A 13,413-nucleotide genomic window follows, 5' to 3' on the forward strand; every position below is an offset into this window, starting at 1 on the left:
CCCGTCCGGCCGCCCTGGTGCGGCGGTCGGCCGGGGGTCGGCCGCGCCCCGGATGTCCGAGTGTCGGCGCCGGAGACGAAGATGTGTCGGTGACGATGCGAGGGTTCTGGGCAGCGCTGCCCACCGAGGGCCGCTGGCTGCTGTCGACCGTCGCGATCCAGACCCTGGGTCGCGGGCTGACGCTGCCGTTCACCCTGATCTACCTGCACGAGGTGCGCGGCTTCGACCTGGGCCTCTCCGGGGTGCTGATGGGCCTGATCGCCGGCGCCGGTCTGGTGGTGACCGGGCCGGGCGGCGTGCTGACGGACCGGTACGGCGCGCGGCCGGTGCTGCTGGCCGGCATCTCCTGCATGATCGTCGGCAACGCCCTGCTCGCCTTCGCCACGACCCCGGCCGTCGCCGCCGTCGCGCTGGTGCTGATCGGCATCAACTTCGGCGTCTCCTGGCCGGCGTTCAACGCCTTCATCGCCTCGATCGTCACCGGCGACCTTCGCCAGCAGTACTTCGGCGTCAACTTCGCCCTGGTCAACCTCGGGATCGGCGTCGGCGGCGTGGTCGGCGGCCTGTACGTCGACGTGCACGAGCCGGCCACCTTCACCACGATCTTCCTCGTCGACGCCGCCTCGATGCTGGTCCCGATGGGTCTCCTGCTGGGCCCGCTGCGACACGTCCGCGGCGCCGCGGCGGCGCCGGACCCGGAGGAGGGCGGCACGACCTCCCCGGTCAGCTACCTCTCGATCCTGCGCGAGCCCGCCGTGCAGCGGCTGACCGTGATCACCTTCATCGGCGTCTTCCTCGGCTACGGGCAGCTCGAGGCCGGCTTCCCGGGGTTCGTGCGGCAGGTCGCCGAGGTCTCCACCTCCGCGATCGGGGTCGCGTTCGCGGTCAACACCGCGGTCATCGTGGCGCTGCAGTTCGCGGTGCTACGCCGGATCAGCGGGCGGCGGCGTACCCGGGTGATGATGGTGATGGCCGCGATCTGGTCGGTCGCGTGGCTGCTCCTGGGCAGCACCGGCCTGGTGCCGGGCACGGCGACGGCGGTAGTCGGGGTGATGGCGTTCATGGCGGTCTTCGCGCTCGGCGAGACCCTGCTGCAGCCGACGGTGCCGGCGATCAACAACGACCTGGCCGCTGACCACACGCGCGGCCGCTACAACGCGATCAACGCCGGCGCCTTCCAGCTCGGCGCGATCGCGGGCCCGGTGGTCGCGGGGTTCCTGCTCGACCTGCACCTCCCCGGCGTCTACATCGGCGTGATGGTGGTCGGCTGCGGCGTGATCGCGGTGCTGGCGCTCGGCCTGGAGCGGGCCATCCCGGCATCGGCCAACGGGGTGAGGGACCGGCGGCTTGAGGCTCCAGGCATGCTGGAGGCCGACCCCGTACGGGAGGACTGATGAGCGTCACCGACCCCGCCCACACCGATCTGATGGAGGAGCTGGCCGCGGCCGGCTCGGGCCGCGACCCGCTCGACGAGGCGGTCTCCGAGGAGGTCCTGTACCGGACCCTGCAGCGATTCCGGCTGCCGTACAAGTTCGCCCTGGACGAGATCACCACCAAGATCTCGATCCTGCGGCAGGAGTTCGAGGAGACCCACGACCACTCGCCGATCGAGCACGTGCGGACCCGGCTGAAGACGCCGGAGAGCGTGATCGACAAGGTGCGGCGGCTCGGTCTGCCGGCGACGCTGCCGACCATCGAGGCCCAGGTCCGCGACATCGCCGGCGTACGGGTGGTCTGCCCGTTCGCCTCCGACGTCTACTGGATCAGCGACATGTTGACCAGTCAGCCCGACCTGACGGTGATGGAGGTCGAGGACTACATCATCACGCCGAAGGAGAACGGGTACCGGAGCCTGCACCTGCTGGTCACGATCCCGGTCTTCCTCTCCGACCGGACCGAGCACGTGCCGGTCGAGCTGCAGATCCGCACGATCGCGATGGACTTCTGGGCCAGCGTCGAGCACTCGATCTACTACAAGTACGACGGCACCGTGCCGCCCGGGCTGGCCGACGAGCTGAAGGTCGCCGCCGAGACCGCCGCCTCCCTGGACGCCACGATGAGCGACCTGCGCAGCGAGGTGCGGCCCGACCGGTAGGGCCGCGAAGCCGGCGGCGGCGGCGAGTCGTGTGCCTCAGGTGCCCCTTGCGTCACGCCTGACGGGCACTTCCCTCGCGTGACGGGCGTTGCAGTGGCCGTCCCGCGAGGGAATCCCCGGTCGACCGGGGATTCCATGGGACCCGGCTCAGCCGACCAGCGCCAGGCTGCCCAGGTCCCGGATCGCCGCGCAGGACCGCTCCACCATCACCGCGAACATCGCGTCACCGCGCTCGCTGCGCGTGCCGTAGGCGCAGCCGAAGACCGCGATCAGCGGGCCCTGGAGCATCGCGTACCGGTAGTCGTCCCAGGCCAGGCCCTCGTCGTACCCGGTGACGCCGTGGTCGAGCAGGGCGCGGTGGTAGGCCGCGACCAGGCTCCGCTCGTCGCGGCGCCGTTGCGCGGGCTCCAGCGACGTGCCGAGGAAGAAGGCCAGGTCCCGCGCGGGCAGCCCGAGCGAGAGGGTCTGCCAGTCGACCGCGATCACGCCGGGAGCGTCGTCGGGCGGGAAGAGCAGGTTGTCCAGCCGGTAGTCGCCGTGGACCAGCCCGAAGCGCTCCGCCCGGCCGAGGGCCCACGGGCCGATCACGGCGGCCACCTCGTGCAGCGTGGCGACGCACTCCGGGGTGAGCCGGTCGCCGAGCAGGTCGACGAAGATCTCCGTGGCCGGACCGTAGAGCTCGGCCATCAGGTCGGCGTCCTCGGGGCCGTTGATGCTCAGGCCCTCGATCTCCAGCAGGGTCGGGTCGCACCAGCGCGGTCCGTGCAGCCCGGCCAGGTTGACCACGGCGTCGCGTGCCTGGTCGGCGCTGCAGCCGGCGAGCTGGTCGCCCTGCGTCGCCGGCGCCGCGTCGGCCATCACCAGGGTGAACTCGGCCCCGGTGCCGGCGTACGTCGCCAGGTGGCAGTGCGGCACCCGGACGGCGACCGTCGGCGCGATCTCGTCGTAGAACCGCACCTCGGTGCGGTAGACGTTGGCGAGCAGCTCGCGGGCGGCCGGGTCCTCGGCGGGGAGCTTGACCAGCACGGTCGTCGGGAGGGCGGGATCCCCGGGCGCGGTGAGGGCGACCCGGTAGCAGGTGCCGATCTGGCCGGTGCCGACGCGGGTCACCTCGACCGCCTCGACCGCAGCGCCGAGCACGGTGCGGGCCCAGTCGACGGTGAGCTCCTCGGCGGAGCCGACCAGGGTCCCGGTGGTCACCGCGTCCGCCCCGCTCACTTCATCCACCCCGGGTTGGCGGGCAGCGCGTCGAGGCGCTCCGGACGGATCTCGCGCCACGCGTCGAGCACCGGCGCCAGCTCGCTCGGCGTCGCGCCGTGCAGCACCACGCTGTCGGCGCCGGCGTCGAGCTGGTCGGCGATCCGGGCCGCGCAGTCGGCGGCGGACCCGGTCGCGGCGGCTGCCAGCCACTGCGCCGGCAGCACCGCGTCGCGCAGGTGGGTGAGCTCCTCGACGGTGCCGATCGCGTCGAACGCTCCGGGATAGCCCTGCACGAGGTCGTCGTTGCGGAACCGCTCCAGGTCGGCCAGGTCCCAGCGGTTGCCGCGGACCAGCACCTCGCCGTACCCCTGCAGGTACGTCGCCAGCCGCCCGACGAGCTTGCGCAGCCGCAGCTCCTCCGGGAGGTCGTCGGTGACGGTCGCGAGCACGGACCAGATCCGCACCGACGCCGGGTCGCGGCCGGCGTCGGCGGCCGCGCCGCGGATCGTCTCCACCGCACGGCGCAGCGTGTCGTCGGTGAAGAAGGTGTGCAGCACGACGCCGTCGGCGTGGCGACCGGCCAGCTCGAGCGACCTCGGGCCGATCGCCATCATCAGCACGGGGATCTTCTCGTCGAAGCTGCTGTCCTGGGACAGGTACGGGAAGCTGCCGGCCGGGCCGTCGTGGCCGACGACGCTGCCGCCGGACCACAGGGTGCGCAGGATGTCGATGGTGTCGACGAGCCGCGCGCCGGTGACGCGGGGGATGCCCATCACGTCGAAGAGCAGGTCGAAGCCGCGGCCCAGGCCGAGGGCGTAGCGGCCCTCGGAGGCCCGGTGCAGCGTGGTGGCCATGGTGGCGGTGACCAGCGGGTGCCGGGTGTGCGGGTTGGTGGCCGCGGTCGCGATCCCGATCCGGCTGCTGGCCGCGGTCGCCATGCCGGCCATCACGCCGGCGTCCTTGACGTTGAACCGCTCGGAGAGGAACACCGAGCCGAGGCCCAGCTCCTCGGCCAGTCGGACCTCGTCGATCAGGTCGCGCGGGCTCGCGCTGTGGCCGGCCAGGCCGTAGCAGGCCAGCTCGGGGAACTCCTGGACGTCCATGCCTACCCTCCCGTGGCGGGCCGCGGTGCCCGCGTGCCGGTCAGGCTAGAACAAGTTCCAGTCGGGCGGGAGGGTTGCTGGACAGATGTCCAGTCGCGGGGTGGTGGCGCGAGGCCGGGCACCGGGCGGATCTGGGGTCGTGTGCCTCAGGCATCCCTGGCGTCACACCGGGCGGCCACTTCCCGCGCGTGACGGCCAGTGCAATGGCCGTCACGCCCGGGAGTCCCCGGTCGACCGGGGATTCCAGCCCAGCTACGCCCGCGCCCTCTCCCGCACCGGCGAGCTGTACTCCAGCGCCGGGTCGTCGGCGGACGCCCCGAACACCTTGAGGTCGCGGAAGTAGTTCATCCTCAGCCGCCACGGCTCGACCGACCCCTGCTTGGGGAACTGGTCGACGCTGCGCAGCACGTACCCGGCGGCGAAGTCGAGGAACGGCTCCTCGGCGACGGACGGATCGCGGCGCGGCACCACGATCGAGGTGCCGGTGGAGGCCATGTGCTGCATCACCCGCACGACGTACTGGCAGACCAGGTCGGCCTTGAGGGTCCAGGAGGCGTTGGTGTAGCCGACGATGAAGGCGAAGTTCGGGATGTCGGAGAGCATCGCGCCCTTGAACGCCATCGTGTCGGGCAGCGCGACGTCACGACCGTCCACCGCCAGCGACGCACCGCCGAAGGCGAGCAGGTTGAGGCCGGTCGCGGTGACGATGATGTCGGCCTCGAGCTCCCTGCCGGACTTCAGCAGGATCCCGTTCGACGTGAAACGGTCGATGTGGTCGGTGACCACGTCCACCGTGTGCCGCCGCAGCGCCTTGAACAGGTCGCCGTGGGGCACCGCGCAGAGGCGCTGGTCCCACGGGTTGTACGGCGGCTTGAAGTGCTCGTCGAAGGAGACGTCGTCGGGCAGCTGGCGCTCGACGCCCTTGCGCAGGATCTTGCGCGCCAGCTCGGGGCGGGCCTGGCAGAACTCGTAGAACCAGGTGCGGGTGGCGATGTAGCGGGCGCGGACCAGCGGGGCGGCGATCCTGGTCGGCAGCCGGGTCAGCATCTTGTACGACAGCGGGTCGCTGCCGGGCTGGCTGATCACGTACGACGGGGTCCGCTGCAGCATCGTCACGTGGCCGGCGCCGGACTCGGCCAGCGCGGGGATCAGGGTCACCGCGGTGGCGCCGGAGCCGATCACCACGATCCGCTTCCCGGCGTAGTCGAGGTCCTCGGGCCACTCCTGCGGGTGGATCACCCGGCCGGTGAACTCCTCGACGCCCTCGAAATCCGGCGTGTAGCCCTCCTCGTAGGAGTAGTACCCGCTGGTGGAGAAGAGGAAGTCGGCGGTCAGCCGGACGGTCTCGACACTGCCGTCGACACCGCCGCGCTCCACCGTCACGGTCCACCGCGCCTCGGCGGTGGAGAAGTCGGCGCGGACCACCTTGTGGTGGTAGCGGATGTGCTGGTCGATCCCGTTCTCGGCGGCGGCCTCCTGGAGGTAGGCCAGGATGTCCGGGCCGTCGGCGATCGACTTCTTCCCCAGCCACGGCTTCCAGCTGAAGCCCAGCGTGTACATGTCCGAGTCCGACCGGATGCCCGGGTAGCGGAACAGGTCCCAGGTGCCGCCCAGTGCGCCGCGTGCCTCGAGCAGCGCGTAGCTGCGCCCCGGGAAGGCCTTGCTCACGTGGTAGGCGGCGTCGATGCCGGACAGGCCGGCGCCGACGATCAGGACGTCGAGGTGCTCGGTGGCTCCGTCGCTCACGGGGTCACGCTCCTGGGGTGGTGGTGGACGGTTCGGGGGTCAGCAGCGTCAGCAGCGCCTCGACGGGTACGTCGGGCAGCTCGATGCCGTTGTCGGCGGCCATGCCGGTGATCTGGCGCCAGATGTTGCGGGAGAGCAGGTCGATGAAGTCGCGCGGGGGCGGGCGGAGCTCGGGGCGGGAGGCCCAGCGCTTGGTGGTCTGGAAGCCGCTGCCGATCAGCCCGAAGACGAACGGGTCGAGGGCGTCGCGGCTCTCCTCGGGCAGCTCGGTGCCGAGCATCTGCACGATCGAGTGCATGAGCAGCTCGACCCGCTCGGCGACCTGCTGCAGCGACTGCTCCAGCGGGGTCACGTCTCCGCCGGAGAGGTCGCGCTCGACGAAGCGGACCAGTGCCGGGTGGTCGACCATCCACTCCACGAAGGTGGCCACGATCCGGTGGGTGATCTGGCTGGGGGTGCCCTCCAGGCTCATCGCCGCGATGACCGTGTCGCCTGCGCGGCGGCAGATCTCGGTCTGCACCGCGAGGTCGAGGTCGGTGCGGTCCTCGAAGTGGCGGTAGAGCACCGTCCGGTGGATGCCGGCTCGGTCCGCGATCTCCTGCACGTGCACGGCGGTGCCGGCCGGGTGCAGCTCCAGCACCTCCACCGCGGCGTCGATCACCACCTGCCGGCGCTCGCGCTTGTGCTTCTCCCAGCGCAGCTGCCGGCCGTCGCCCGACCGCGTGCCACCCATCAGGAGCCGGCCCCCACGGTCGCCCGCCGCCGGTCTCGGCCGCGGTGGCCGTCGAGCTCCTCCGCCGCGGCCGGTGCGGGCGGCGCGGGCAGGCCGGCGTCGAGGTCGTCGAGCAGGCTGGAGACGGTCTCCTCGGCGCAGGTCTTGTTGGTGCCGATGAAGCCGACCGGACCGCGCTTGATCCAGCCGACGACGTAGACGCCCGGCTCGACCCGCCCCGCGTCGTTCGGCACGGTGCCGGTGGCCTCGTCGAAGGGGAGGTCGGGGACCGGGAGGCCGCGGTGGCCGATCGAACGGACCACCAGGCCGGCGTCGATCACGGAGGTCTCGTCCGTCGGCACCGCGCGGACCGATCCGTCGGCCGCGCGCTCGAGGCGGTTGCGGACCACGCGCACCCCCTCGACCCGGTGCTCCCCGAGCAGCTCGATCGGCGAGTGCCCGAACCGGAGCACGATCCTACGACGCTGGCCGTCGCCGGACGGGGTACGCCGGGCCAGCCCGGCCAGCAGCCGCGAGCGGGTGTCGGTGCCGGCCGGCTCGTCCGGGTCGGCCTCGATCACCACGTCGATCGCGCCGGCGTCGGCCAGCGCGGACAGGCCGATCAGCTCGGGGACCGTGAACGCGGACTGCGCCGGCCCGCGGCGTCCGAGGACGACGACCTCGCGCACGGCGCTGGTCCGCAGCCGGCCCAGCGGGCCGGCGGCCAGGTCGGTGCCGACCAGGGTCTCCGGGTCGGCGGTCAGGATCCGGGCCACGTCGAGGGCGACGTTGCCGTTCCCGATCACCACCGCCCGCTCGTGGTCCAGCGGCACCTCGAGCGCCGCGCGGTCCGGGTGCCCGTTGTACCAGCCGACCAGCTCGGTGGCCGCCACCGAGCCGGGCAGGTCCTCCCCGGGGATGTCCAGGCGCCGGTCGGCGGAGGCGCCGACGGCGTACACCACCGCGTCGTAGCGCTGCCGCAGCTCGGCCAGCGTCACGTCCCGCCCCACGTGCACGCCGAGCCGGTAGCGGAACCGCGGCTGCCGCTCGATCGTGGCGAACAGTCGGCTCACCTGCTTGGTCGTGGTGTGGTCGGGAGCGACGCCGAATCGGACCAGCCCGTACGGCGTGCGCAGCCGCTCGTAGACGTCGACGCCGGCGACCTCGGGGTGCTTGAGCAGCTCGTCGGCGGTGTACAGGCCGGCCGGTCCGGCGCCGATCACGGCCACCTGGAACGGGCCGGGCCGGGTGAGGCGGCGCTGTGGCGGCACCACGGCCACCGGGGCACGGTCCGCGTGCGGGAAGACCTCGTAGTACTCGGCGTTCAGCGCGACGAACGGCTGCTCGCCGGTCGAGAGCCGGGTGTCGGCCTTGATCGCTCCGACCGGGCAGGCGGTCACGCAGGCGCCGCAGCCGACGCAGGCGTCCTGGTCGATGTGGACCATCTCGGCCTCGGCGAACCCGGGCTCGCCGGGCGCCGGGTGGATGCAGTTGACCGGGCAGGCGACGACGCACGAGGCGTCGGCGCAGCAGGACTGGGTGACGACGTACGGCACGGAGGACCCCCCTGGTTTCCGTCTCGGGTTGCTGCGGTGGGTGCGGCTCAGGAGGCGGCGGAGGCCGGCTCGCTGCGGAAGCGGGACGGGCGGCCGTCGATCTTCATGGCCTTCCAGACCCGGCGGGCGGCGCGGCCGCGCAGGCCGGTGTTGTCGGCGAGCATGCGGACGTCGCCGAACAGGTCGCGGAGGAACTTCTGCGACTCCTCGGAGTCCCAGTAGACCTGCTTCATCACGTCGTCGGGGATGCCCATGTCGCGCTGCGCCCGCTTGCTGGGCACGAGGATCTCGTTGCACAGCCACCGCATCAGCACGGGCACGATCAGGGAGAGCAGGAACCGGTCGATGCGGCGCAGGTTCGGGGCGTGGTTCTCGACGTACCGGTGGGCGAAGCCGATGTGGCGGGCCTCCTCGGCCACGTGGATCTGCATGATCCGGCGCAGCAGCGGGTGCATGTCGTCGCCGGCGCGCAGGATCGACTTCTGCACGTGGTCGATCGGCTCCTCGCCGGCGAGCACGCCGAAGAAGAAGGCGACCGGGACGACCTTGGCCGCGAGCGGCAGGACCGGCGCGAGCAGGTGGAAGGCCAGGCTGCCGCCCTTGACGTCCTGCCCGGAGCGGTTGACGAACTCCTGGAACATCTGGGTGTGGTGGCACTCCTCGGTCGCCTCGTGCGTGGAGTAGCGGAACTCCGGGGAGCCGTTGCGCAGGCCGAACGCGTAGTTCATCAGCCCCGAGATCAGGATCTGCTCGAACTGGAGGCCGACCTTGGTCACGTTGGCCTGGCGGTAGAGGCCGATCCGGATCTGCTCCTCCAGCGGGAGCGAGCGGTACCACTCGGTGCGCCCGAGGACGTCGGCCACCGGCAGCACCCAGCGCGGGTCGTCGGCGTGGACGGCGTACTCCGGGTTGTCCCAGTCGATGTCGAGGAACGCGTCGAAGTGCTGGTGGACCGACGCCTCGGAGAGCATCCGGAGGGTGTCCTCGTAGCTCATCCCTGAGTCGGTCGGGGTATCGGTCGGGGAGTCGGTGCGGGTGTCCGTGCGGGTCTGGGTGGAGTGCTCCTGGGTCGCGGTCATCGCCGGCCACCTCTCGTCGTCGAATCGTCGCCGTGGGCTGTGGATGGGGTGCGGTGCGGGGGAGCCGCGGGGCGGCCCCGGTGTTCGTGAGTGCCTCCCGATGGCAGCCGGCTGACTGCAACACGGTGTCGCACTATCCCGAAGTTAGCGCAACACGAAGTTGCAGGCAACGGGTCCGCGTGATTTCCCGGCTGCCGGTCAGACGGCGGCGGGGGCCGCGCCCTCGCGGTCGCGCGCCGGGCGGGCGGCGAGCACCGTCAGGCTGGCCGGGAGCATCAGCGCCGCGAGCACCAGCAGGGCGCGCAGGGTGCCGACGTGGTCGGCGAGCAGTCCCAGCGCCGGCGGGCCGGCCAGGAAGGCGCCGTACCCGATGGTGGAGACGACGCTGACCCGGCGGGCCGCCCGCGCGGGGTCGTCGGCCGCCGCGCTCATCCCGACCGGGAAGCCGAGCGACGCGCCCAGGCCCCAGACGACGATGCCGACGGCCACCGCCGCCACCGGGGCCACCGGGGTCTCCGGGGCCACCGCGCCGCCCAGCACGACGAGCAGCACCCCGACCGTGGTCGCCGCCGCGCAGCCCCACAGGACGGCCGCGCGGCCGAACCGGTCCAGCAGCACCGGGCCGACCAGGCGGCCCGTCGTCATCGCGCAGACGAAGAGCGAGAAGCCGGCGACGCCGACCCAGTGTCGGACGTCGTACCCGTCGATGAGCGCGAGCGAGAGCCAGTCGTTCGCCGTGCCCTCGACCAGCGCGAAGGAGAGCACCATGGCCCCGATGGCCAGCGTCCGGGGCTCGAGCCAGGCCGAGCGGCCGGCGGGTCCCGTGGACGCCTCCGCGGCGTCGCCGACGAGTCGCTCGGTCGGCAGGAACGACCCGGCGCCCCGCCAGGCGAGCAGCAGCGCGGCGGCCACCGCCGGCCCGACGTGGAGCAGCAGCGGCACGTGCAGCGCGGCCATCGGGATGCCGAGCGCCGCGCCGGCGATGGAGCCGGCGCTCCAGGCGGCGTGGAACCGGGGCATGATCGTGCGCCCGAGCCGGCGCTCGACCTCGGCGCCCTCCACGTTCATGGCGACGTCCCACAGTCCGGTGCCGGCGCCGTGGGAGAGGAAGCCGACCGCGGTGACCGCCACCGTCCCGCTGGCCGCGCCGAGCATCGCCACCACCAGGCCGCCGGCCACCAGGCAGGCGCCCAGGCGGACAACCGCCGCGGCGCTGGTGCGATCGATGGCCCACCCCGCCGAGGGCATCGCGACGATCGAGCCGAGCGCGATCGCGAAGAGCAGCAGCCCGAGCGCGGCGTTGTCCAGGTCCAGGCCGCCGCGGACATCGGGCAGGCGGGAGACCAGCGTCGCGAACGTGAACCCCGCGAGCGCGAAGCTGGCGGCGACGGCGTTGCGGGTCTGGGGCAGCGACGGCACCGCTCCAGGGTTCCCGACGGGGAACGCACGCGCCAAGGTGCCGCGTGCCCGGGCAGCGGTTTCCCTCCGCGCGCGGCGGTGCCCTAGGCTGGGTGCCATCGAGAGGGAGTAGTCCCCAACGGTCGCGTCGACATACTGACCCCGGCTTCAGTGCTCACCCGAGTGCTGGGACGGGATCCGGCGCGGCAGGCCATCAGACGCGTCGGATGGCGGACGAGACTTTCGGCCAGACACCGTCGACCCGTCCTTCGGGCGGGCGACAACCCGAGTGGAGTGCCTGGTCGAAGGCGTCCCCAGGGTTCCTCCGGCCGGCAGCCGGAGAGAGAACCATGTACGCATTCCTGTTGAGCACCGCCGTCATCTTCGTGGCCGAGCTCGGCGACAAGAGCCAGCTGATGGCGATGACCTTCGCCGCCCGCTACCGCGCCCGCGACGTGCTGATCGCGATCACCGCCGCGACCGCGCTGGTGCACCTGGTCTCGGTCGGCATCGGCGTGCTGATCGGCGACGCCTTCGCCGACTCCCAGCACATCATCGAGATCCTCGCCGGCGTCGCCTTCCTGGGCTTCGCGGCCTGGACGCTGCGCGGCGACGAGCTGACCGAGGAGGAGGCCGCCAAGGCGCGCAACAGCAAGGGCCTGGCGATCGTCGCGGTCGGCACCGCGTTCTTCCTCGCCGAGCTCGGCGACAAGACCATGCTGGCCACGATCACCCTGGCCACCCAGGAGGGCTGGTTGGGCACCTGGATCGGCTCCACGCTGGGCATGGTCGCCGCCGACGCGCTGGCGATCGCGGTCGGCGCGCTGCTGGGCCGCAAGCTTCCGGAGAAGGTCATCTCCTACGGCGCCGCCGCGCTGTTCGCGCTCTTCGGTCTGATCCTGATCCTCAGCGGCGCCGGCGTCTTCTGAGCCGGCTCGGCTCCCGGCCCCGCTCGCTGCGGTCGCCCGCCCGGCTCAGGCGCCGGGGCGCGGCCGCAGCGCGACCGGGTCGTTGCGGTACCGCTCGAGCGTGGCGCGGACCTCGTCGCTGATCGGCCACGCCGCCTCGGTGGTGGTGTCCCAGAGGACCAGGGTGCTCTCCGCGGCCACCGCCGGCTCCTGGTCGGGCGCCACCCGCAGCTCGTAGTCGACGGTGATCGAGGTGCGGCCGACGTGCGCCACCCAGATCCGGACCAGGAAGGGCTGGAACGGCTGGAAGCGCATCTCCGCGTGGTACTCGATCCGCTGCGCGCCCATCAGCATCGTGACCTGGGCGGGAAGGTCGTGGAGCAGCCCGGGGCGGCCGTCCGTGCCCGGCACCGGGACGTAGCGGAAGAAGAGCAGCCGGGCCTCGTCCAGGACCCGCACGGCCTCCACGTTGTCGACGTGCCCGCCGAGGTTGACGTCGCGCAGCCGCGCCTGGATCTCGCAGTCGAACACCATGCCCACGCCCGGCATCCTCGCAGCCCCGACGCGCGGGTCGTCGGGTGCGTCCCGGTCCGGATCGGCCTAGCGTGGGCCCATGGAGAAGATCACCGCGCAGCAGTTCTCGGAGGCTGACGGGGTCGAGGACTGGCGGGTGCTGTGGTGGCAGGCCTTCGCGGTCTACCGCACCGGCGACTTCGCGACCGGGCTGGCGTTCGTCAACGAGATCGGCCGGCTGGCCGAGGCGGCGGACCACCACCCCGACCTCAACCTGCGCTACGGCCGGCTCGAGATCCGGTTGGCCACGCACTCCGCGGGCTCGCTGACCGACCTGGACCTCTCGCTGGCCCGGGAGATCTCCGCGGCGGCACGCGCGCTCGGGGTCGAGGCGGAGGTGCAGCACGTGCGGACCTGGGAGTTCGCGCTCGACGCGATGGACGTGGACGCGGTCCGGGACTTCTGGTGCGCGGTGCTCGGCTACGAGCGGGACGGCGACACCGACGTCTCGGACCCGCTCGGGCTCTACCCGCCCGTCTACGTGCAGCAGATGGACCAGCCGCGGACCGGCCGCAACCGGATCCACATCGACGTCGGGGTTCCCCACGACCAGGCCCGGGCCCGGGTCGCCGAGGCGCTCGCCGCCGGCGGCACCCTGGTCAACGACGACTTCGCGCCGGCCTGGTGGACGCTCGCCGATCCTGAGGGAAACGAGGTCGACATCGCGACCTGGCAGGGTCGGGACTGAGGGGCGGCCCCGGCCGGCGCTCAGCGGCTCAGGGCGCTCTCAGCCTGGGCTGTCATGGTCGTTGACCATGACCGGTGACAGCAGTGAGGAGCCCCAGCCCCGCCCCCAGCCCCAGCCCGCCCGCCGGCGGCGTCGTACGGCGCTGGTCACGTCGCGGTGGGCCGCGTCGGCGGCGGTGATCGCGGCGATGACGTCGGGCGGCGCGGCGGCCGCGGACGAGGGCGTCGACAGCGCCCCGAGCGGACCGGTGGCGAGCGCGTTCGCCGACCCGCCGGAGGACCTGGACCTCGAAGGTCCCGCCTGACCGTTCCCCGTGTCCGTTCCCCTGCCTGGCCCCGCGTGCTGAAGTGGGCGC

13 protein-coding genes are annotated in these 13,413 nt (G+C 72.6%); 5 read left to right on the top strand and 8 right to left on the bottom strand.

The features are described 5' to 3' along the window. Positions 1-95 precede the first annotated feature (95 nt). Both E8D34_RS00515 and E8D34_RS00520 read left to right on the top strand, forming a co-directional pair. Positions 96-1,394, top strand: a complete 1,299-nt coding sequence (locus tag E8D34_RS00515) for an MFS transporter (RefSeq protein ID WP_136592941.1) — start codon at positions 96-98, stop codon at positions 1,392-1,394. Then, on the top strand, positions 1,394-2,095 hold the full coding sequence (locus E8D34_RS00520) for a GTP pyrophosphokinase family protein (RefSeq protein WP_168929281.1): 702 nt from the start codon (positions 1,394-1,396) through the stop codon (positions 2,093-2,095). The genes E8D34_RS00515 and E8D34_RS00520 overlap by 1 nt, the downstream gene beginning before the upstream one ends. A gap of 147 nt (positions 2,096-2,242) precedes the next feature. On the opposite strand, the gene E8D34_RS00525 is transcribed toward E8D34_RS00520, so the two are convergent. From E8D34_RS00525 to E8D34_RS00555, 7 genes are all read right to left on the bottom strand, one after another. Then, positions 2,243-3,313 (bottom strand): phosphotransferase, encoded by a 1,071-nt coding sequence (locus E8D34_RS00525; protein ID WP_206056485.1) that lies wholly within the window; start codon positions 3,311-3,313, stop codon positions 2,243-2,245. Next, positions 3,310-4,398 carry a TIGR03857 family LLM class F420-dependent oxidoreductase gene (locus E8D34_RS00530; RefSeq protein WP_136592628.1) on the bottom strand — a complete coding sequence of 363 codons (1,089 nt, stop codon included), beginning with the start codon at positions 4,396-4,398 and terminating at the stop codon, positions 3,310-3,312. Before E8D34_RS00530 ends, E8D34_RS00525 begins: the two co-directional genes overlap by 4 nt. A gap of 252 nt (positions 4,399-4,650) precedes the next feature. After that, a complete protein-coding gene (locus E8D34_RS00535; RefSeq protein WP_136592629.1) occupies positions 4,651-6,144 on the bottom strand; it encodes an NAD(P)/FAD-dependent oxidoreductase in 1,494 nt (497 codons plus the stop codon). Positions 6,145-6,148: 4 nt separating this feature from the next. Continuing rightward, positions 6,149-6,877 carry a TetR/AcrR family transcriptional regulator gene (locus tag E8D34_RS00540; RefSeq protein ID WP_136592630.1) on the bottom strand — a complete coding sequence of 243 codons (729 nt, stop codon included), beginning with the start codon at positions 6,875-6,877 and terminating at the stop codon, positions 6,149-6,151. Further along, complete coding sequence (locus E8D34_RS00545; RefSeq protein WP_136592631.1) at positions 6,877-8,412, bottom strand: FAD-dependent oxidoreductase; 1,536 nt, start codon at positions 8,410-8,412, stop codon at positions 6,877-6,879. The genes E8D34_RS00540 and E8D34_RS00545 overlap by 1 nt, the downstream gene beginning before the upstream one ends. A gap of 47 nt (positions 8,413-8,459) precedes the next feature. Beyond that, entirely contained in the window at positions 8,460-9,491 is a 1,032-nt protein-coding gene (locus E8D34_RS00550) for a diiron oxygenase (protein ID WP_240771005.1), read from the bottom strand. A gap of 198 nt (positions 9,492-9,689) precedes the next feature. Beyond that, entirely contained in the window at positions 9,690-10,910 is a 1,221-nt protein-coding gene (locus E8D34_RS00555; protein ID WP_136592632.1) for an MFS transporter, read from the bottom strand. Positions 10,911-11,254: 344 nt separating this feature from the next. On the opposite strand from E8D34_RS00555, the gene E8D34_RS00560 reads away from it, so the two are divergent. Continuing rightward, positions 11,255-11,818: a TMEM165/GDT1 family protein gene (locus E8D34_RS00560; protein WP_240771006.1), complete on the top strand. Its 564-nt coding sequence runs from the start codon at positions 11,255-11,257 to the stop codon at positions 11,816-11,818. A 45-nt stretch (positions 11,819-11,863) separates the two neighbouring features. On the opposite strand, the gene E8D34_RS00565 is transcribed toward E8D34_RS00560, so the two are convergent. Then, complete coding sequence (locus tag E8D34_RS00565; protein WP_240771045.1) at positions 11,864-12,331, bottom strand: thioesterase family protein; 468 nt, start codon at positions 12,329-12,331, stop codon at positions 11,864-11,866. Positions 12,332-12,410: 79 nt separating this feature from the next. Here E8D34_RS00565 and E8D34_RS00570 point away from each other — a divergent pair, with 79 nt between their 5' ends. Continuing rightward, the gene (locus tag E8D34_RS00570; RefSeq protein ID WP_136592635.1) at positions 12,411-13,058 is read left to right on the top strand and encodes a VOC family protein; all 648 of its coding nucleotides are present in this window, start codon (positions 12,411-12,413) and stop codon (positions 13,056-13,058) included. A 67-nt stretch (positions 13,059-13,125) separates the two neighbouring features. Continuing rightward, the gene (locus E8D34_RS00575) at positions 13,126-13,362 is read left to right on the top strand and encodes a hypothetical protein (RefSeq protein WP_136592636.1); all 237 of its coding nucleotides are present in this window, start codon (positions 13,126-13,128) and stop codon (positions 13,360-13,362) included. Positions 13,363-13,413 lie beyond the last annotated feature (51 nt).

This window comes from Nocardioides sp. GY 10113 (assembly GCF_004919105.1).
Classification (GTDB): domain Bacteria; phylum Actinomycetota; class Actinomycetes; order Propionibacteriales; family Nocardioidaceae; genus Nocardioides.